17 protein-coding genes are annotated in these 19947 nt (G+C 52.1%); 12 read left to right on the forward strand and 5 right to left on the reverse strand.

Translation table 11 applies throughout. The features are described 5' to 3' along the window. The first annotated feature begins 381 nt into the window (after nt 1-381). The 3 genes from LG200_RS12840 (at nt 382) to LG200_RS12850 (ending at nt 2840) form a co-directional block, all read left to right on the forward strand. A complete protein-coding gene (locus LG200_RS12840) occupies nt 382-882 on the forward strand; it encodes a GlcG/HbpS family heme-binding protein (RefSeq protein WP_226758023.1) in 501 nt (166 codons plus the stop codon). A gap of 331 nt (nt 883-1213) precedes the next feature. After that, nucleotides 1214-1786: a TetR/AcrR family transcriptional regulator gene (locus LG200_RS12845; RefSeq protein WP_226758024.1), complete on the forward strand. Its 573-nt coding sequence runs from the start codon at nt 1214-1216 to the stop codon at nt 1784-1786. Nucleotides 1787-1802: 16 nt separating this feature from the next. Further along, nucleotides 1803-2840: an aldo/keto reductase gene (locus LG200_RS12850; protein ID WP_226758025.1), complete on the forward strand. Its 1038-nt coding sequence runs from the start codon at nt 1803-1805 to the stop codon at nt 2838-2840. Between the two features lie 151 nt (nt 2841-2991). Here the strand turns inward: LG200_RS12850 and katE are convergent, their stop codons facing one another. From katE to LG200_RS12865, 3 genes are all read right to left on the reverse strand, one after another. Then, nucleotides 2992-5133 (reverse strand): catalase HPII, encoded by a 2142-nt coding sequence (gene katE / locus LG200_RS12855; protein ID WP_226758026.1) that lies wholly within the window; start codon nt 5131-5133, stop codon nt 2992-2994. Nucleotides 5134-5356: 223 nt separating this feature from the next. Then, nucleotides 5357-6361: a catalase family peroxidase gene (locus LG200_RS12860; RefSeq protein WP_226758027.1), complete on the reverse strand. Its 1005-nt coding sequence runs from the start codon at nt 6359-6361 to the stop codon at nt 5357-5359. 273 nt (nt 6362-6634) lie between these two features. Then, entirely contained in the window at nt 6635-7501 is an 867-nt protein-coding gene (locus LG200_RS12865; protein WP_226758028.1) for a pirin family protein, read from the reverse strand. Between the two features lie 110 nt (nt 7502-7611). Between LG200_RS12865 and LG200_RS12870 the strand changes: the two genes are divergently transcribed. From LG200_RS12870 to LG200_RS12880, 3 genes are all read left to right on the forward strand, one after another. Continuing rightward, nucleotides 7612-8514: a LysR family transcriptional regulator gene (locus tag LG200_RS12870; RefSeq protein ID WP_226758029.1), complete on the forward strand. Its 903-nt coding sequence runs from the start codon at nt 7612-7614 to the stop codon at nt 8512-8514. Nucleotides 8515-8548: 34 nt separating this feature from the next. Continuing rightward, nucleotides 8549-9490, forward strand: coding sequence for a DMT family transporter (locus LG200_RS12875; protein ID WP_226758030.1), 942 nt, complete (start codon nt 8549-8551; stop codon nt 9488-9490). Nucleotides 9491-9736: 246 nt separating this feature from the next. Further along, nucleotides 9737-10669 (forward strand): GGDEF domain-containing protein, encoded by a 933-nt coding sequence (locus tag LG200_RS12880; RefSeq protein WP_404809812.1) that lies wholly within the window; start codon nt 9737-9739, stop codon nt 10667-10669. Nucleotides 10670-10761: 92 nt separating this feature from the next. Here the strand turns inward: LG200_RS12880 and LG200_RS12885 are convergent, their stop codons facing one another. Beyond that, entirely contained in the window at nt 10762-11043 is a 282-nt protein-coding gene (locus LG200_RS12885; protein ID WP_226758032.1) for a DUF4242 domain-containing protein, read from the reverse strand. A 20-nt stretch (nt 11044-11063) separates the two neighbouring features. Next, nucleotides 11064-11861: a quinoprotein dehydrogenase-associated SoxYZ-like carrier gene (locus LG200_RS12890; RefSeq protein WP_226758033.1), complete on the reverse strand. Its 798-nt coding sequence runs from the start codon at nt 11859-11861 to the stop codon at nt 11064-11066. Between the two features lie 178 nt (nt 11862-12039). On the opposite strand from LG200_RS12890, the gene LG200_RS12895 reads away from it, so the two are divergent. The 6 genes from LG200_RS12895 (at nt 12040) to LG200_RS12920 (ending at nt 19753) form a co-directional block, all read left to right on the forward strand. Further along, a complete protein-coding gene (locus tag LG200_RS12895) occupies nt 12040-12639 on the forward strand; it encodes a TetR/AcrR family transcriptional regulator (RefSeq protein WP_226758034.1) in 600 nt (199 codons plus the stop codon). A gap of 108 nt (nt 12640-12747) precedes the next feature. After that, nucleotides 12748-13251: a MarR family winged helix-turn-helix transcriptional regulator gene (locus tag LG200_RS12900; protein ID WP_226758035.1), complete on the forward strand. Its 504-nt coding sequence runs from the start codon at nt 12748-12750 to the stop codon at nt 13249-13251. A gap of 329 nt (nt 13252-13580) precedes the next feature. Further along, nucleotides 13581-17078: a response regulator gene (locus tag LG200_RS12905; protein WP_226758036.1), complete on the forward strand. Its 3498-nt coding sequence runs from the start codon at nt 13581-13583 to the stop codon at nt 17076-17078. A 2-nt stretch (nt 17079-17080) separates the two neighbouring features. After that, complete coding sequence (locus LG200_RS12910) at nt 17081-17941, forward strand: CheR family methyltransferase (protein ID WP_226758037.1); 861 nt, start codon at nt 17081-17083, stop codon at nt 17939-17941. Then, nucleotides 17938-18555 carry a chemotaxis protein CheB gene (locus LG200_RS12915; RefSeq protein ID WP_226758038.1) on the forward strand — a complete coding sequence of 206 codons (618 nt, stop codon included), beginning with the start codon at nt 17938-17940 and terminating at the stop codon, nt 18553-18555. Before LG200_RS12910 ends, LG200_RS12915 begins: the two co-directional genes overlap by 4 nt. After that, entirely contained in the window at nt 18545-19753 is a 1209-nt protein-coding gene (locus LG200_RS12920) for a hybrid sensor histidine kinase/response regulator (RefSeq protein ID WP_226758039.1), read from the forward strand. Before LG200_RS12915 ends, LG200_RS12920 begins: the two co-directional genes overlap by 11 nt. Nucleotides 19754-19947 lie beyond the last annotated feature (194 nt).

Below are 19947 nucleotides of genomic sequence, written 5' to 3' on the forward strand. Positions count from 1 at the left end.
CCGTTTTTTTCGGGAGAAGTGATCGCTTTTAGCAATGTGCAACTGAAATAATATTGCAACTTGATATGCCTGCTCATTAGCAGGCATTTTTATTGTGGGAGAGCCTGGTACATCCATAGACTCCAGCGCATTACTCAAGATGGCCGTTTCAAAAGCTAATGTAGTGTGAATACCACGGCTATTGGCAATAGATGCTTAGATGTTGTTGCTCCTAATATATTAAGTAGACCCATATGTTGAAGATAGTCTATTTTTAGATTACGAATATAATTTATATTTGACGTTCCGCCATCCCTCTTGTATATTTTGATTACGATCATAATCAAAATTATTGATTTCAGTATCTGTAATTTCAATCTAAACCAATAGAGGATGAATAATATGAAAACAAATAAGATTTTAATGGGCTTGGCCCTTGTTGCTTCCGGCTTCAGCTTTCAAGCGAATGCTTTTGATAGCCATCCAGTATTGGATCTTGAAACAGCGCAAAAGATCGCTGCCGGCTGCCAGGCCGAAGCATTAAAGAAAGGTTGGAAGATGAGCGTTACCGTGGTGGATGCAGGCGCTAATCCCATCTACTTCCAACGCATGGATGGGGCTTATATCGCATCGGGTGAAATTGCCAGTTTGAAGGCAGAGAACTCAGCCAAGATGCAGATGCCAACGAGCGCACTAGAGGATTTCTCATTCGGTAAAGACAAAAAAGGCGGCCCGGCACCTGGCTTGGCATTGATACCTGGATTCGTGACATTGGCCGGTGGCCTCCCTATTAAAACAAGTCAGGATTTTCTTGGCGCTGTCGGTGTAAGCGGTGGCATGCCAAATGAAGACGAAGCCTGTGCTCAGGCAGGGCTTGATGCGGTGAAATCCCTGTTGAAATAAATTAATAAGCGAATGAAATTGAACAACGGACCATTATCGATACCTAGTTTATTAACCTTAAACAAGACGCGGTGAATTTGCTGGCTACGCGATACCGTTTCAGGTACAGGCACTAATCCGGTGTTACCGGAACCAGCCCAAACAACCATCCTACCGTCCATGTGGCACAAGTAATTGGTAGGATGGGACAGGAGCGCCTGATGGAGTGGATACCAAGGTCAATACTTTTGCAAAGTTATGGAACATCCGCGCTGGTTATATCAATTGCCTAATACGATTTGGCGAGTGTCTGCCAAGTAGGAATTAAACGTATAGATCATAAGGAAGTGTAATGAAAGTCAGTCGGGAAAAAGCGGAACAGAATCGAGAGCTGGTCGTCGAGACTGCTGGTAAGTTATTCAGGGAACATGGATTCGATGGGATTGGCGTAGCTGACCTGATGAAGAGTGCTGGCCTCACGGTGGGTGGGTTCTATAAGAATTTCGACTCCAAGGAAGATCTGCTGGCTGAATCCTGCAAACGGATAAGTGATAGCACACTTGAAAAGTGGAAGGGCTATGCCGCTGATCCTTCCATTCCCGACCCTTTCAAACGTATCGGAACATCCTATCTATCGTCCAAGAATCGTGATGATCTGGCTAAGACCTGTATCTACTCTACGCTTGCAGGCGAAGCACCTCGTCACGAAGATGCAGTTAAAAGGGTATTCAGTGATGGCACTCAATCCATCATCGATTTCCTTGCCACGATCGTTGCCGGTGAAACCGAGGAAGAGCGCCGCGCAAAGGCGATCATCACATTTTCTCAATGGGTCGGTGCCTTAATGCTGTCTCGCGCTGCAGGCCAGTCTGAACTGTCAGACGAAATACTAAAGGCAGCAAGAATCGCGACCAACGTGGAGTAGTCACTGGAGATCTATCATGAATTATAAGAACTTTGGCAGGGGTACTGGGTTACGTGTCTCCGAGCTCGTATTAGGCTGCGGTACTTTTGGAACGCGCTGGGGCTATGGCGCTGAGCCAGGCGAAGCGCTGGCGATGTTCAACCTGTATGCAGACCATGGCGGCAACTTTATTGATACTGCTGATAGCTACCAAGTTGGGCAATCTGAAGAACTGATTGGCGAGTTCCTTGCAGGGCGGCGCAACGAGTTTGTGCTTGCTTCAAAATATACCTTAGGCGGACCGGGGAAAGGTGCAACGGGCACGGGTAATAGCAGGCAGGTGATGGTTGCTTCTTTGGAGGCCAGCCTTAAAAGACTCAAGACTGATCGTATCGACTTGTATTGGGTTCATATGCCAGACGGTCTGACGGCATCGGAGGAAATCATGCGCGCTATGGATGACTTGGTGAGCGCCGGTAAAGTCAACTATATCGGTCTATCGGACTTTCCTGCATGGCGGGTAGCACGTGCCGCTACAATCGCGGAAATACGTGGATGGGCTCCAGTGATCGCGATCCAGATGGAATATAGCCTGATAGAACGTACTCCAGATCGTGAGCTTATTCCCATGGCTGAGGCTTTAGGTCTGGGCATGGTGGGATGGTCACCATTGGCAGGGGGATTATTGACGGGTAAATACCGCCGCGGTGAAGAAGGCAGGGCTACGACATTTAAACGTTTGATCCATGCAGAAGATGATGTTCGCAAGAAAGGTATTGTCGACGTTCTATTGGAGATAGCAGCGGAATTGGCGGTAACCCCGGGCGAGGTTGCGTTAGCCTGGATGTCCTCACGAGGCGTCCTGCCTATTATCGGCCCTAGAACGAGGGAACAACTGGCAGAAAACCTGGCTGCGACTGAAATCAGCTTAAATGACTCACAACTCACGCGCCTCACAGCAGCAAGCGCGATACCGCTCGGGTTTCCCCATGATTTTCTTTCAGACCCAGCGCAACGCACTCGCCTGACAGGCGGTCAACCAGAACAAGTTGCCCCTTTAACCCCGATAGCTTGATGGAGTTTGATGTCAGTAATGCAGGGCCCGCAGTTGTAATGGCCCTGATAATTCATAGTGTTTAATATGTATTTTAAGGCGCTGATTTTATCAGTGGATTGCAGCCTTCACCGCAATCCGCATTCGTTGATAAATTCCGTCATTGCACCTGCTACGCAGGAATATTACGAATACTGCCTTCCCTGGCCCAGACCCGGTGCGACTTCAATGCCTCTGTCAACTGACCCTCCAAAGAAGAAAAGTTGCTGCCACTGATTAAGCCGGCGTCTTCCTTGAGCGGAAGGGAAGCCAGTAGTTTGGCCGCTTCGCCGGTCAAGACAATTGCTTTCAAATGCTTGTAGGCCTCAAGCAGATAATGTACGGCATCGCCATTTTCCAGGAAGGTGGATGCGATGCCCGAACCCTCCGGCACCAGGACCGCATCATGCAATATGGAGGGCTCGCCCTTGATGGAGCCGTCCACTTCCACGGCCTTGCCTTTGGAGGTTGTGACAGGAGCGCTTAAAGGGCCCAGCAGCATCAAGTTGACTTGGTGCTGTTTTGCCCAGGAAACGGCTTGCTGCAGATGCTGATCGGAAACGCCGTCAAATACCAGCACCGCCACTTTTTTTCCTGCCACGCTCTCAGGAAGAAGCGTTTGCTGGCTAAGTGCGGGAGATGTCTGAAGTTCAGGCTCCGGAACTTTGACGCTCGGCTTTTTCGGCGGGGCTATGCCCAAATTCTTGGCAACCGTGCCGGCAAGCTCCAGGTCGATGTTGGCAAGAATTTCGTTCACGACCCGTTCCCGGATATATTTCCTTTTCACCTTGCCGAGCTCAAAACTGTATGCGTCCGCGACGTGGGATTGCTCGTGGGGGCTTAGGCTCCGGTAGAACAGGCGCGGTTGTGAAAAGTGGTCACTGAACGATGGGGACCGCTCCCTGACCTTGTGTGCATCAATGCGCTCGTAATAACTCTCAAATCCTCCGTCCTTCGCTGCCGGCGGCGTCTCCAGAGGCCATCCGCCATCTATCGAATTGGGCTCATAGGAGGCCTGTCCCTTGTTGATGGTGGTCCTATGCAGCGCATCTCGCTGGTTGTTGTGAAAAGGGCAGACCGGCTTATTGATGGGGATTTCATGGAAATTAGGCCCGCCAAGCCTGCTCAGCTGCGTATCGGTATAGGAAAACACCCGCCCCTGCAGCAGGGGATCGTTGCTGAAGTCTATGCCCGGGACGATATGCGCAGGGCAAAAAGCCACCTGCTCAGTCTCGGCGAAGAAGTTGTCCGGATTGCGGTTCAGCACCAACTTGCCTAAGGGAGTGATGGGCACCAGCTCCTCGGGGACGACCTTGGTGGGATCAAGGATATCGAAATCGAACTTGTGCTCGTCCTGCTCCTCAATGACCTGCACGCCCAGCTCCCACTCGGGATAATTGCCGAGCTCTATCGCCTCGCCGAGATCGCGGCGGTGAAAGTCCGCATCCTTGCCGGCCAGCTTCTGCGCTTCGTCCCACACCAATGAGAGCACGCCCTGCTTGGGTGTCCAGATAAACTTCACGAACCTGGAGACCCCCTCATCGTTGATCAGCCTGAAGGTATGCACCCCAAAGCCCTGCATGGTGCGCAGACTACGAGGGATGCCACGGTCAGACATGGCCCAGATCACGGCGTGGGCAGATTCGGATTGCAATGAGACGAAATCCCAGAAGGTGTCATGCGCGCTGGCGCCAGTGGGAATTTCGTTATGGGGTTCGGGTTTGACTGCATGGACGAAGTCGGGGAACTTGATGCCATCCTGGATGAAAAATACCGGGATATTGTTGCCGACCAGGTCGAAATTGCCCTCGTCGGTATAAAACTTCACAGCAAAGCCGCGCACGTCGCGCACCGTGTCGGCGGACCCTCTGGGGCCTTGCACGGTGGAGAACCTGACAAAGGCCGGCGTCTGTTTGCCTTTTTCAGCGAGGAATCCTGCCTTGCTCAGTTTGGCATGATTGGCATAGGACTCGAAATACCCATGGGCGCCAACACCCCTCGCATGCACGATGCGCTCGGGAATGCGCTCATGGTCAAAATGCGTGATTTTTTCGCGCAAAATGAAATCTTCAAGCAGAGAGGGCCCGCGCGCGCCTATGCGCAGGGAATTCTTGTTATCCGCAATTCTCACCCCCTGGTTCGTGCGCAAGGCCTGGCCAGTGGCATCCGACTTGAATTGCTCTATATCCTGGATTTTAGGATTGGAGTTCTTCTTATCCAGAGCATCGGAACCTGCCGCCTGGCTTTTATCTACCAATGGTTTCTTATCCGCCATGATTATCCCCTCTCAATTATATGGTTATTAATCTGCACCATATTAGGAGTAGTTATAGGGATAAGTTGTAGGCTAATGCAGCGTCTTGTTGTAGGAAAATCAATACACCTACGCTGGATCAAGAATGGAAGATTTAAAAGGGCAAGGGACCTACGTCGGCCCGTGAAGGCTACTCTGCAGATATATCCTCACGCATGGGGAGCATATCCAAGACCCCAGGCAATCAATGCCCTTGTATCCTGCGGCTGAAACTCACGCTATAAGCCGCTGGCCTTGTCAGCAGTATAGGATCATTACTTGCGTCTATTCCATCCACCAGGTTGAGCGGGCTGAACATGACAGTTTTCTCAAACATGGCACTATCTGAGCGGAACTTGTCTATCGTCAGCGTGCCCAGTTCTACGATGCGGCGGCTTTCTGGCCAGGAGACTGTTGCATCGTCCAACGCATCCCCAGCTTCGGCCAATTGCACTGAGACGCGATAGCTGTAGGCAGCCTGATTGAGGCGTTTGGGCAGTTCATGCATCAAATAATCAGGCTCTACAGCCTTGGCAGCATCAGCACTGAGGAATTTGGCACCGTCAACAGGCTCAATCCGGTAACGGCCATAATGGGTTTCACCCTTGGCATTGGTGAACTTGAATGCGTTCACGCCAAAAAAGCTCTGGGTGGCAAAGCTTATCGGCAAAGGCTTGGGAGTGGTAACAAAACGTTTGGCTGCCGGATGCTGCTCGAGAAAAGTCTCGATTGGTTTAGGTTGAGCCTGGCTTTGCTGCGAAGCGGCGACTGCCTGCAACAGCCCAAGAAACTCTTCCGGGGTTGAAGCCGGAAAACCGTTGACCGAAATACATACCAAGTCTGCAATCGCATCATCGGCCAGTTGGAAGCGTATGGCGATTCCCTTAGGAAATGCGCCGCCATCATTGTCCGGGATATTCGGTACTCCTGTGGCATTGGAATAGCGTACAACAACGGGATTGGAATGGTTGAAAATCTCGGCTTTGGTTATTTCAGCGGCACTAGGCGCTGGCGTGAAATGCCCTTCTGTCACAATGCCTTTGGCATGATTGGCACGAAAGCCCGGATGCGGGCCGGCAGAAAGCTGGGTAAGCGTATCCACCAGCTGTTCGGCCACTGGCTTATCGGACGCCCCAGCTAGAGCGTTAGAGAGTGTGGATGCCTGAAAAACCAGAGTAGCCAGAAGGACGGAACGGACGATGGCTTGCATGTAGGACTCCTTTACAAAAAGCATATTGCCGATAGCAGCATATTAGCGCGAATTATCTAAAACAATATGATGGTCTTATTTATTTCAGCCTATCCATTCGCCACCTGCATTGCGATAGACAGGGATGTTCCTTGGATGGAACCGGGACATACCTGACACTCGGTTCAACGCCGCAGCTCTTCATGACTGTCTTGTTTATTTCATGCCTGATGTATTAATCAGGCCACCAGATTGCGGTTAAAACCTGCCACCAAATGGTGGCAGGAGATGGAACTACTCTGCAACAGTAACAAAACGGCCGTTGTTGTAATCATTGATCGCCTGGTCAATTTCTTCCCAGGAGTTCATGACGAAAGGTCCGTGCCCAACGACAGGCTCGTTTAATGGCTGGCCATTCAGCAACAGCAATACCGTATCTTCCACGGCTTCAATTTCCAGCTTGGTCCCCTCGCGTTCAAGTACTGCAAGCTCAGAAGGCCGTATCGTGTGGGTATCTCCTATCCGCACCGCACCATGCAAAATGAATAAAGCAGTGGTGTATCCCTCCGGCAACTGCACTGAGAAGACCTTGCCAGCCTTCAACTGCACGTCCCATACATTCATCGGGCTGAAGGTACGTGCAGGACCACGATGCTGCTCATATTCACCGGCAATTACTCGTACGCTGCCACCATCATTGCTCAATGCAACTTGAGGAATCTGTGCATTTTCAATGCCCTGATAGCCCGGAGAGGTCATTTTGTCCTTGGCGGGCAGGTTGACCCAGAGCTGTATCATTTCAAACGCACCGCCGCGTTTTGCATAGCCATCCCCATGGTATTCCTCATGGATAATGCCAGCGCCTGCTGTCATCCACTGTACATCGCCTGCGCCTATGGTACCGCCGGCATTGGTGGAATCATGATGGGAAACCTCGCCGTCATAGACGATGGTGACCGTCTCGAAACCACGATGCGGATGTTGCCCGACCCCACGTCTTTCTTCGGTGGGCTCGAAGCTGGCAGGACCTGCATAGTCCATGAGCAAAAAAGGTGACATTTCTTCATGAATATCCCGATATGAAAAAATGCTTTGCACGGGAAAACCATTGCCTACCCAATGCTTGCCGTTACTGCGTTTGATGAAAGCCAGTTTTTTCATGTCTGTCTCCTGGATTGGTTCACTGTGTTGATAGCTCTTACTATAAGGAGAAGACTTTTGTTTAACTAGATGGTTAAATACTAAATAAATTTTCAATAAACGGGATAATCTTGAATCTCAACGAAACTGCTGTATTTGTGAAGGTGGTGCAAGCTGGCAGTTTCAGTGGTGCCGCGCGACAACTGCAGTTGCCTACGTCCACTATCAGCACCAGAATCTCGAGGCTGGAAAAACGTCTGGGCGTGACGCTCCTGCAAAGGACAACCCGACGATTAAACCTGACGGAGGCTGGCAGCATTTATTTCCAGCATGCCTCCACCGGACTGGGTTATATGATGGAAGCGGAAGCGGCCATCAGCACTGCCATCAACGAAGCCCAAGGCAGGCTGAAAATCACGGCGCCTGCTGACCTGGGTGACTTCCTGCTTTCAAGCTTGGTAAACAAAGTGCAGGAGACTTATCCCAAAATTGAGATAGAGCTGTTACTGACGGACCGTTATCTGGACTTGGTAGCCGAAGGCGTGGACGCAGCAATCCGGACCGGAGAGTTACGTGACTCCAGCCTGATCGCAAGACAGGTGGGCACCGTATGCTGGGCAATGTTTGCCAGCCGGGAATACCTGGGCTCGGCCCCCATGCTCAATGCGCCCCAGGATTTACGCTATCACCCTTGTGTACAATTCACACCTATCGGCCGGGATGAATGGACGCTGACCAACAATACCAGTAGCATCACCATCCCAATGCAAAGGAGTTCGCTGGTGAACAGCATAGGGGTGGTAAGGGCCATGGTCATGGCAAACAAAGGGGTAGCACTGCTGCCAACCTATGTCTGCCGTCCAGAAATGGTGGAAGACAAACTGGTCCGGATATTACCTGATTGGCATGCCAAAGCAGACCCCGTACACCTGGTGTATCCCAGGCAGCGTTTTGTTCCAGTGAAACTTCGGGCTTTTGTTGACTTGGCGTCTGCATTGCTCAAAGACTGGTTCAACCAGGAGCAGCACGGTTGAGCTCGAAACCTGGAACATTAATCAATCAAAGACGATGAATAAGGCCACATCCAGCAGCCGGCTTACTGAAACAGGTATCTGGCTTATCCTGACGTTACCGCCACTGTTCTGGGCCGGTAACTTTGTCATTGGCCGTGCCATTCATGCCGAGATCCCGCCATTTACGCTTTCTCTGGGACGCTGGATTATTGCATTTGCCTGTATCCTGCCATTTGCATGGCAACCAATGCGCAGGGACTGGCAAAAATACTGTCATTATCGTTGGCGCATACTGGCTGTTTCGATTGCCGGGGTCGCCTCGTTCAACACACTGGTTTACAGTGGCTTGCATTACACCACTGCCACCAATGGCATCTTGCTCAATTCCTGCATTCCCATCCTGATCCTGCTATTTGGCGTGCTGTTCTATCAACTGCGCATTACACTGATGCAGGTACTCGGACTGGCCATTTCTTTTGCAGGTGTGCTGACCATTATTCTGCATGGTGATTGGCAACGCTTGCTGGCGCTGGATTTTTCAACGGGTGACCTCATCATCTTCATGGCCATGGTCTGCTGGGCGCTCTATACCTTGTGGCTGCGTGGCATTCCAGCCGAGATCAACCGGATTGGACTGATGGGCATACAAATCCTCATCGCCATCATAGCGTTGCTTCCTTTGTATCTATGGGAGTTGAGGCATGGCTCAGCGCCGATATGGAACCAGCACTCCCTGCTCGCATTGGCATATGTCGGCATCTTCCCCTCCGTCATTGCCTATTCTCTCTATACCATTGGAGTAGCACAGGTGGGAGCAGCCAGGGCAGGACTATTCATACACTTGATGCCAGCCTTTGGCAGTGTACTATCTGTGCTTTTTCTGGGTGAATCACTCTACCTGTTCCATTTACTCGGCATTGCCGCCATCCTTGCCGGCCTGTTTTTATCAAACCATCAGCCGAGCCAGGCAAAACTGCTGCATGGCCAGGACTCATAACCATTGGGAATTTGTCAGTTTTTCAGCATGATCGTCGAGATTAATATATTCCATCAAAACCTCTGCTTCTTATGCAGCCTGCCTTACCGGAAAGCTCATACAAGCTTCCCGAAGTCTGGCGCTTGCAAATGATGGCATGGTATTCGCTTATGCATATGCGCGGTTATTGGCATATGGCTTCTGCTTGTGCAAAATCGTTTGCAGGCCAACGCAACCAAGCCAACATAGATTGATAGCCCCATGGCAATGACAACAGAACCACATAGTACCGAGAGCGATGTCTATAAAACCCTGCTGGAATCGACCAATGCGATTCCCTGGAAAATAGACTGGAAGACCATGACGTTTGCCTATATTGGTCCGCAGATCGAACAATTACTGGGCTGGACGCCTGTAAGCTGGGTCAGCGCCCAAGACTGGGCTGAGCGCATGCACCCTGAAGACAGGGCGTGGGTAGTGGATTTCTGCGTGACTCAATCCAAGTCAGGCAATGACCACGAAGCAGACTACCGCGCCTTAACCAAAGAAGGCGAGTATGTCTGGATTCGTGATGTGGTACATGTCGTCCGTGACAAGAACGGTGAAGTGGAAGCATTGATCGGTTTCATGTTCGACATCAGCGAACGCAAGAAAACCGAGGAAAAACTGCTTATCCTGCAAAAAGAGCTGGAAGAGCTGTCGTTCAAGGACGGCCTCACAGGCGTGGCGAATCGCCGTATGTTTGACTCCATCATGGAAATCGAATGGGCAAATGCGCGGCGCAATAACCAGCCTTTATCCCTCATCATGTTTGATATTGATTTTTTCAAGCAATACAACGATTTTTACGGCCACATCCAAGGCGACGACTGCCTGAAACGGGTAGCCAGCATATTGGCTAGCGCAGCCTCTCGCTCTCGTGACTTTTTTGCCCGCTTTGGCGGCGAGGAGTTTGTGCTGGTATTGCCGGAAACGGATGCAGAGTCTGCCAAGGTAGTAGCGGAGCGTTGCCGTAATCTGGTATTCAAAGAACAGATTCCACATGCCAAGTCAGACAACAGCCAGATACTCACCTTGAGCATGGGGCTGGGCACCATTATGCCCGCGCACCAGGAAACCGTGCTGCAATTCATTGAGCAGGTGGACAAGCGCCTTTACCAAGCTAAGCAATGCGGCCGCAATTGCATCGTCAACAGCTAACGGCGGTCCATTAAACCAGGGTGGTGCCAGAGATCGCTGCCTAACCGCTACCGGTTCCATGGCAGGCACTCAGGATGACCCGCTCTGCTGCCTCAGGATTCTGCTTCTGCCGTTGTGGGGTCTATCATTCGCCTGATCTGCAAGATACGATTCGCAGGAAAGCCGCCTTCACTGGCATGCTCCCGGATCAATGCCTCGGATGGTGCGATATACACGCAGTAGATCTTGTCATCGGTGACATAGCTCTCGACCCACTGGATTTGTGGACCCAGCATTTTCAGCACACTGCAGGATTTCGCCGAGATGCCTTGCAAGTCCTCAGGACCGAGCTGTCCTGCATTCGGGATTTCACGTTCAATGATGAATTTTGGCATGACTTTTCTCCATTGGAATTTCAAGTATCAGGGCTGATCTCTAGGCTTTGGCTGAACTCGTTGTCTTCATTGTCGAGTATAGTGACGCGTAGCGTTCCTCCGCCTTTGGCAATGAAAGGGAAACGGATGCTGGGATCCTCGCTGACGCCGATATATGTGTCGGCAAGCAGCACTGGCTCATCATTGAAGCGGATATCGATCTTGTTGATGAAAAAAGCCGGACGGTAGCCTTGTGATTCCAGGTCACGCTGTAGCCCGGTGAACATGGGATGCTTGATCAGGAGCTTGGCATAACGTAAGTCCCCTTCGCCAGCCCCATCGTCAATCACCAACTTCATCTTGCCTGCATTGCGCTTGGCCTCTTCCTCGTCACCACCCACCGTACCGCCGCACCCCCCTGTAGCCCGGATCGCGATTGCATTGACATATAACTTGCCGTCGCTGGTCTCCGCCACCACATGTACCAGGGAGTCGACCTCCAGGCGGATGCGGGTCGAGATTTCTGCCTTGCCGCTTTGCGGCGTGAAATGGAACACTGCAACGACAGGCACCGGATTAGCATCAGCCACCACAGTGACCGTTTTCACGTATTGTCCTGCCTTCACTGGGTAATCCACCGAAAACGCAAACGGCACCTGTGCACCGCTTTCAGCACGTTGAGGGGCGGTAAGTTTGATGAATTCACCAGGCAACACCTGCTTGCCAGCAAACTGGTCGCGCTGGATACTCTCCCAGTAATTGTTCTCAACCTCGGCTGCGGCTGGCTGCGCAAGCAGCAGCATCGCAAAGATACTTATATAGATACGCCACATATTCATTGCACCTTGCTAAGCGTTTATAATACCGACTAGTTGGTATGTTAAATCAGTATACAGACTTGTCAAGCACAAGGCACAGAAAGCTACGTCCTGAGACTGCTTCTATCATCGGCATACAGACCGTTGGTATGCCATGACAGTCAATCCGCAGTAAGATGAGACAACATTAAGGACCCCGATGAAAACCAGTACACCCAGCCTATCCACCCGCGAGCGCATCCTAACGATTGCGCGCGACCTGATCCTGTCCCGGGGTTATTCAGCAATGACAATCGACATGATTTGTGTCCAAGGGGACATCACCAAGGGCGGCTTCTTTCACTACTTTGCCAACAAAGAGGCATTGGGACAGGCCGTACTGGAGAAATTCTGGCATGACGCAGGCGCACGGCAGCAACTGGCATTGGCAGCCGCGAACAGCCGTTATGATTTGCTGACGCGCTATCTCGATCACGCCATTACCGCTTACCAGGACCCGGAGATCAGCCAAGGCTGCATGCTGGCAATTTTCACCATGAGTCTTGCCGAGACCAATCCTCAACTGTTTACGATCTCACAGTCCTATTTCAAGGCGTGGCGTGAGGAAATGATTACCATGCTGACTGCTGCCAGTGGGGAACTCGCACTGAATACCTTCGACTCTGTTGCCTGGGGCGAGCTGTATATCACAACACTGGAGGGTGCGCTGCTGCTGGCCAAGGCCAGCGGTGACATACAGGTTGTACCGCGTACGCTGGGCTTGTACAAGCAACAGCTACTGCGTGCCATGCAAGGCTAATAGCTCAATTCGGCCCAATTCCCGTGCCACCCAATCCCATATATTTTTTATGGTTTTTTTCTTTACCTCTTGACATAAATTATGGACCCTAACTACCATAGTCCGTATATGTTGATAATCAAAGAGTTGCCGACCTCAGAGTCACTCAAGAAGTTTTCCCTCCGCTATCCTGATGCCGATATCAAGGCCATCTGGGAGTTCGTCAATATCCTGCGCGCTGCCTCTGATATTTCTGATGCACTTGATAAAATGCTGGCACAACATGGCCTGTTGCAAGGCCGCTGGTGGGTATTGGTGTTGCTGTTACGCGAGGATAACCTCACATCATCACCATCTGAACTGGCGGAAAAAGCTGGGGTAACCAAAGCCACCATGACTGGTTTTATTGACGGACTGGAAAACGAGGGACTGGTCAGCCGCCTGACCGACCGCAAGGACAGACGCAAACTCAAGATCAAGCTGACAGCTGCCGGCCTGCAAAAACTTGATCAGGTGATGCCCGACTACTACACCAAGGTCGCGGCACTTTTGTCGATACTCTCCCAAGAACAAAGAACCGCCCTCGTCGACAATATGCAATCACTCGGCGCCAACATCCACACCATGAAATAACCCAAGCCGGCAATGGCTTGGCCTTGCCATCGTATTTACTTATTTTCTCTCCCGTACCCTGGCCAAACAGCATAAACAAGGAGCAATTAGAGAAATTGCATCCATCAAGGACAAGCCTTACAAGATCGGCCAAAGGAAGTGACAATTAATATTGGCTATCTAGAAAAACCTACATGACTATGTCATGTAGGAATTGATTACCACAATTGTAAGAAAAATCCTACAAACCACGAAATTAAGGTATTTTCTCGTAAACAATAGGTGTTTTTTGCCGATATTAGGCTCCTTTGACGCCAGAAATTTCTGCAGGTAGGCTACACTAGCGCTTCTTGAAATCTGTAGAAAACACCATGACCGGGCAAGCCAATATCGATCAGGCCAGTTTCAAGCGCATCCTGCGCCGCAATATCATCCTGCCGCTGGGAGTGGGTATCGCCAGTGCAGCGGTGTTCGTCACCCTGATCATCAATCTGCTTTCTTCCATGAGCTGGGTGGAACATACTGAGCGTGTCATTGGCAAAGCCCAGGAAATCTCCAAACTGGCTGTTGATATGGAAAGTGGCATGCGCGGCTATCTATTGAGCGGCGATAATAGTTTTCTCACTCCATACCTGTTAAGCAAGCCAAAAATGCAAGCCGAGATTTCAAGCTTGGTACTGCTTGCCAATGACAATCCCACTCAGGTGGACCGCCTGAAACGGGTGCAGGCCCATATGACACAGTGGGATGCCTATGCCAGCATGTTGATTGATAGAAAGCGCGAACAGGAAGATTTTCTGCCTGTGCTGCGTGCAGGAGGCGGCAAGATCCAATTTGATGAAATTCGCCGTGAATTAACCAATTTTATTGATGAAGAACGCCGCCTGCTCAAAGACCGTAATGATACGGCTCGCAAAACCATCAGCTTCTCGCTTGCATCCTACCTGGTGTTCGTGTTGGGCCTCACTGGTTTGCTAGGTTATTTAGGCCGTCGTGAATTACTGGGCCTGTCCCAAAATTATGAAACTGTATTGCAGCACCAGCAGGAACATGCGGATATCCTGCAACAGCAAGCCTGGCTGCGCACGGGGCAATCCTCACTGGCAGAACTAGGAATTGGGCAGATGGCTTTGCCTCCGCTAGGTCGTACCTCGCTGGACTTTCTTGCCCGCTATATCAACATCCAGATAGGTGCGATTTATGTGCGCGATGACGATGGCACCCTGCGCCGTTTTGCTTCCTATGGCTTCAGCGCCGAGCAGGAGCAACGGGATTCCGTGCTCTATGAACACCAGGGACTCCTGGGCCAGGCAGTGTCTGAAAAGCGCTTCATGGAGCTTGATAGCCTGCCCAACGACTATTTCAAGGTCAATTCAGCGCTGGGCGATGCCAAGCCGCGCTACCTGATCATCGTGCCTATCAACAATGACGGCCACATCAATGGCGTCATCGAGCTTGGTTTCATGCACAAGCCAGAAGCGCGCTGTACAGAATTTCTACTGCTGATTGCCGGCAATCTCGGGATTGCCATCGAAGCGGCCCTGTCGCGGCAACGCCTGCAGGACGTGCTTGCCGAAACCCAGCAACTCAACGAAGAACTGCAAGTGCAGCAAGAAGAGTTGCGCACCAGCAATGAAGAGCTGGAAGAACAATCGCGCATCCTTGAAGAATCCCAGGCCACGCTGGAAAACCAGAAAGCCGAACTGGAACAGACCAATGACAAGCTTGCAGAACAAGCCCTGAACCTGGACCTGAAGAATACAGCCCTGCAAGAGGCACAAACCCAACTTGAAGAGCGCGCACGAGACCTGGAACGCGCCAGCCAATATAAATCCGAGTTCCTTGCCAACATGTCGCACGAGTTGCGCACACCGCTCAATAGCTCGCTCATCCTGGCCAAGCTGCTTTCTGACAACCGCGATGGCAACCTGACCGAGGAGCAGGTGAAATTTGCCAACACGATCTATTCTGCAGGTAACGACCTGCTCAACCTGATCAACGATATCCTCGACATTTCCAAGGTGGAAGCTGGCAAGCTTGAACTCAATCCCCAGCACCTGGCACTCAGCGACCTTACCCACACGCTGCAATCGATTTTCACGCCAGTGGCAACGCAGAAAAAACTCGAATTCAAGGTGGAGGTTGCCGCCGACACGCCGGTCAGTGTGTATAGCGATCGCCAGCGCCTGGAGCAAATCCTCAAGAACCTGCTATCCAATGCCATCAAGTTCACCGACAAGGGAGCCGTCTCTCTCAGCATTGCCCAGGTTGGCAACGACCAGATCAGCTTCGTGGTGGAAGATACCGGTATTGGTATAGACCAGAGCTTCCACGAAGCTATTTTTGCCCCATTCCGCCAGGTAGACGGCACATCGAGCCGCCGCTATGGTGGTACGGGCCTGGGGCTTTCGATTTCGCGCAACCTTGCCACCTTGTTGGGCGGGGCCATTGAAGTGAGCAGTAAAAGTGCGCAGGGCAGCCGCTTTACCCTCACCCTGCCACTCAATTGGCAACCTGCCCCTGTGTTGTTGCCAGCAGCCAAACCCAGCATTCCGGCGCCAATAGAGCCTGCGCCAGCACCTCAAGCCAAGCCAGAGGCAGCGACGCAATTCAGTGGCCCGGCCTTCCCGGATGACAGGGAACAGGCAGCAGACGCCAAGCGTGTGGTACTCGTGGTTGAGGATGAGGCCGCATTCGCCAAGATCCTCTACGATCTCGCCCATGAAATGGGTTATCGCTGCCTGATCGCCCATGGCGCAGACGAGGGCCTGCACCTGGCCGAACAATACCAACCACAAGCCATCTTGCTCGATATCCGCCTGCCTGATCAATCCGGCCTCAGTGTATTGCATGAACTGAAGGAAAATCCACGCACCCGCCATATCCCTGTCCATGTAGTGTCAGGCTCTGATCACGTGGAAGCCGCATTGCACCTAGGCGCCATCGGCTATGCGCTCAAGCCTGCCACCCTGGAGGAACTCAAGCAGGTGTTCGCGCGGCTAGAAGAAAAACTGACGCAGAAGATCAAGCGCGTACTGCTGGTGGAAGATGATGCGCGCCAACGTGAGAGCGTGCACCAGTTGATTGCCGATGACGACATAGAAATCATCTCGGTAGAGTTTGGCGAGAAAGCGCTGGAGTTACTGCGCAGCCAGATTTTCGACTGTATGATCATTGACCTCAAGCTACCGGACATGCAGGGCAGCGAATTGCTGCAACGTATGTCCAGCGAGGATATCTGTGCCTTCCCACCCGTGATTGTTTACACGGGCCGCAACCTAAGCCGCGATGAAGAGACCGAGCTACTCAAGTACTCCCGCTCCATCATCATCAAGGGCGCACGTTCGCCGGAACGTCTTCTGGATGAAGTGACCCTGTTCCTGCACAAGGTGGAGTCCGAGCTCTCTAGCGAACGTCAGCGCATGCTGCAAACCTTGCGCAGTCGCGAGCGTATCTTCGACGGTCGACGCATACTCCTGGTGGATGACGATGTACGTAATGTATTTGCCCTGACCAGCGCACTGGAACAAAAAGGCATGGCAGTAGAAGTTGCCCGCAATGGCATCGAAGCCATTGAGAAGCTCGACCAGGTCCCGAATATCGACCTGGTGCTGATGGACGTGATGATGCCGGAAATGGATGGACTGGAAGCCACCCGCCGTATCCGTGCTGATGATCGCTTCGAACGCCTGCCTATCATCGCCATCACGGCCAAGGCCATGAAGGATGACCAGGAACAGTGCATCAAGGCAGGCATGAATGATTATCTTGCCAAGCCAATTGACTTGTCACGCCTGCATTCATTGCTGCGGGTCTGGTTGCCTGCCGACATCAACCACGCCCAATAGTCATGAGCAAGGCAACGATCCCCACCAAAACAGGCGCTGAAAATACCAGGTTAAGCACGCTGGATATCGAACTGCGCTTGCTGCTTGAAGCGATTTACCTACGCTATAACTACGATTTTCGCGACTACGCCGGAGCCTCGCAAAAACGCCGTGTCGTGCAGGCCTTGCGTGCACTCAACTGCCAATCGGTTTCCGAGTTACAGGCTCTGGTCCTGCATGACCAATCAATTTTCATGCACCTCCTGCAATACCTCACCATCCCGGTAAGCGAGATGTTCCGCGACCCCAGCTATTTTGCACGCCTACGTGAAGAAGTGTTGCCTGTGCTCAAGACTTATCCCTCGCTCAAGGTCTGGATTGCTGGTTGCAGCACGGGGGAGGAGGTGTATTCATTCGCCATCCTGCTGAAAGAAGAAGACCTGCTTGACCGTACCATCATCTATGCAACGGATATCAATCCACAATCCCTGGAAAAAGCGCGGAAGGGCGTGTTTGCGCTGGATCGCATGCAGCTTTATACCAAAAACTATCAACAAGCAGGCGGCAAGCGGGCATTCTCCGATTACTACACTGCCGCCTACAATGCCGCACTGTTTGATCGTTCCCTATGCGACAACGTCACATTTGCAGATCACAGCCTGGCCACCGACACTGTCTTCTCCGAGACCCACCTGGTTTCATGCCGCAACGTGCTGATCTATTTCAACCGGGGGTTGCAAGACCGTGCTTTGGGCCTGTTTCACGAATCATTATGCCACCGGGGGTTCCTGGGCCTGGGCAGCAAGGAAAGTCTGGACTTTTCCGACTATAGCCACCGCTTTGAAGCCATTGATAAACGCGAGCGCATTTTCCGCAAGTTATGACACGCACACAGGCAGACTACACGCAACTCATCACCAGCCGACATATAGAGGCAGTGGTGATCGGGGCATCTGCAGGCGGAGTCGAAGCCATGCTGCACCTGTTCCGTTCATTGCCTCAGCGTTATCAGCTGCCCATCATCGCCATACTGCATATGCGGGAAATGCGCGAAAGCAAGCTGGCAGATCTTTTCCAGCACTATGTTTCCATCAAGGTCAAGGAAGCACAGGACAAGGAAACCATACGCAACAACACCTTGTATTTCGCCGGTCCGGGCTATCATCTCTCTATCGAGCAATCCCGCGAGTTTTCGCTCAGCTGCGAACCACCGGTACATTTCTCGCGGCCTGCGATTGACTTCCTGATGGAATCCGCAGCAGATACCTACGGCGAGCGTCTTGCAGGCATACTGCTCACCGGTGCCAATGAGGACGGAGCCGTAGGCTTGCAAAAAATCAAACACGCCGGAGGACTCACCGTGGTGCAAGATCCACAAGAGGCAATGGCAGACTATATGCCCCTGGCCGCCATCAAGCTGGCAGCCCCACATTTGGTATTAGGCCTGCGCGATATTCAACAATTCTTGATTGCCTTGGGAGAACAGCATGTCCATTAAGATTGAGCGGCTGCCAAGCAAACTGCTGATCGTTGATGACCTGGCAGAAAACTTGCAAGCACTTGAAGCTATTATCCGGGGGGAGAACCGCATCATCCACCAGGCCGCCTCTGGTGAAGAAGCATTGACACTGATGCTGGAGCATGAATTTGCATTGGCGATTATCGACGTGCAAATGCCTGGCATGGATGGCTTCGAACTGGCAGAACTGATGCGAGGCACCGCAAAGACCCGCCATATTCCTATCGTATTCGTCACTGCGGCCGCCACGGAACTTCACTTTGCCTTCCGCGGCTATGAAACCGGCGCCGTGGATTTTCTCTACAAACCCCTGGATGTGAATGCGGTCAAGAGCAAGGTGAATGTGTTTGTGGCCCTGCACCAGCAACGCCTGGAAACCCAGCGCCAGGTTGCAGCACTCGAATCTAGCCGTAGACAACAGGAAGCGCTGCTACATGAACTGCAGCTGACCCAGGCTGAACTTCAGCAATCCATCACCCAGCGCGACAACTTCATGTCCATGGTGGCGCATGAACTGCGTACCCCACTGAATACCCTGTTTCTGGATGTGCAGGTGCGCACCCTGCAACTGGAACGTAAAAACCTTGCCGCATTCAGCCAGGAAGAGCTGGGGAAAATGGTCGAGCGTGATCGCAGGCAGATAAAAAGCATGATCCGCCTGATTGACGACATGCTGGACCTCTCCCGCATCTCCAGCGGCAAACTCTCCATCCGCCCCGTGGAAACCAACCTGGCAGAGCTGCTGGAGCGCCTGGTTGCCGACTTCATGCCACAGGCGCAAGCGGCAAGATATACCATTAACCTGGACATTCAGCGGCGGATAGAAGGGCAATGGGACGCCTTCCGCCTTGAGCAGATCATTGTCAACCTGCTCACCAATGCCATGCGCTACGGCAATGCAAAACCCATCAGCGTCTCGCTACGGCAGCAGGACAATCAGGCCGTGATTACCGTGCGCGACCAGGGGCAAGGCATTTCGGCCGAGGACCAGGCGCGCATCTTTCTGGCCTTCGAGCGTTGCCAGGGCAACCAGGTCAGCTCGGGCCTGGGTCTGGGCCTCTACATTGCACAGCAACTGGCAGAGGCCCATCAGGGCAGGATATCGGTGGAAAGCACACTGGGCGAAGGCTCGGCCTTTACATTGCAACTGCCATTACGGATACAGCACCCCGCGTAAGAACTCTGCTCAAAGGCTTTTCATGGAGTACGCATGGATTCAAAACGTGCCCGGTCAAGGCGCGAGGCTGATTGCCTGGCTCAATTGGAGCCAGGAAAATTGTTGTACATGCAAAAAGAAGCAGCAAACGCTGCTTCTGGTTGAAAAAATTGGGCGCCCAGAGCTATAAACTACGGGCACCCAGCGCTATAGCA

The organism is Methylobacillus caricis (assembly GCF_020532705.1).
In the GTDB taxonomy this organism is placed as follows: domain Bacteria; phylum Pseudomonadota; class Gammaproteobacteria; order Burkholderiales; family Methylophilaceae; genus Methylobacillus; species Methylobacillus caricis.

Coding starts and splice junctions, on each gene's coding strand:
- LG200_RS12840 (WP_226758023.1), top strand. CDS start 382: ATGAAAACAAATAAGATTTTAATGGGCTTGGCCCTTGTTGCTTCCGGC.
- LG200_RS12845 (WP_226758024.1), top strand. CDS start 1,214: ATGAAAGTCAGTCGGGAAAAAGCGGAACAGAATCGAGAGCTGGTCGTC.
- LG200_RS12850 (WP_226758025.1), top strand. CDS start 1,803: ATGAATTATAAGAACTTTGGCAGGGGTACTGGGTTACGTGTCTCCGAG.
- katE (WP_226758026.1), bottom strand. CDS start 5,133: ATGGCGGATAAGAAACCATTGGTAGATAAAAGCCAGGCGGCAGGTTCC.
- LG200_RS12860 (WP_226758027.1), bottom strand. CDS start 6,361: ATGCAAGCCATCGTCCGTTCCGTCCTTCTGGCTACTCTGGTTTTTCAG.
- LG200_RS12865 (WP_226758028.1), bottom strand. CDS start 7,501: ATGAAAAAACTGGCTTTCATCAAACGCAGTAACGGCAAGCATTGGGTA.
- LG200_RS12875 (WP_226758030.1), top strand. CDS start 8,549: ATGAATAAGGCCACATCCAGCAGCCGGCTTACTGAAACAGGTATCTGG.
- LG200_RS12880 (WP_404809812.1), top strand. CDS start 9,737: ATGACAACAGAACCACATAGTACCGAGAGCGATGTCTATAAAACCCTG.
- LG200_RS12885 (WP_226758032.1), bottom strand. CDS start 11,043: ATGCCAAAATTCATCATTGAACGTGAAATCCCGAATGCAGGACAGCTC.
- LG200_RS12890 (WP_226758033.1), bottom strand. CDS start 11,861: ATGAATATGTGGCGTATCTATATAAGTATCTTTGCGATGCTGCTGCTT.
- LG200_RS12895 (WP_226758034.1), top strand. CDS start 12,040: ATGAAAACCAGTACACCCAGCCTATCCACCCGCGAGCGCATCCTAACG.
- LG200_RS12900 (WP_226758035.1), top strand. CDS start 12,748: ATGTTGATAATCAAAGAGTTGCCGACCTCAGAGTCACTCAAGAAGTTT.
- LG200_RS12910 (WP_226758037.1), top strand. CDS start 17,081: ATGAGCAAGGCAACGATCCCCACCAAAACAGGCGCTGAAAATACCAGG.
- LG200_RS12915 (WP_226758038.1), top strand. CDS start 17,938: ATGACACGCACACAGGCAGACTACACGCAACTCATCACCAGCCGACAT.
- LG200_RS12920 (WP_226758039.1), top strand. CDS start 18,545: ATGTCCATTAAGATTGAGCGGCTGCCAAGCAAACTGCTGATCGTTGAT.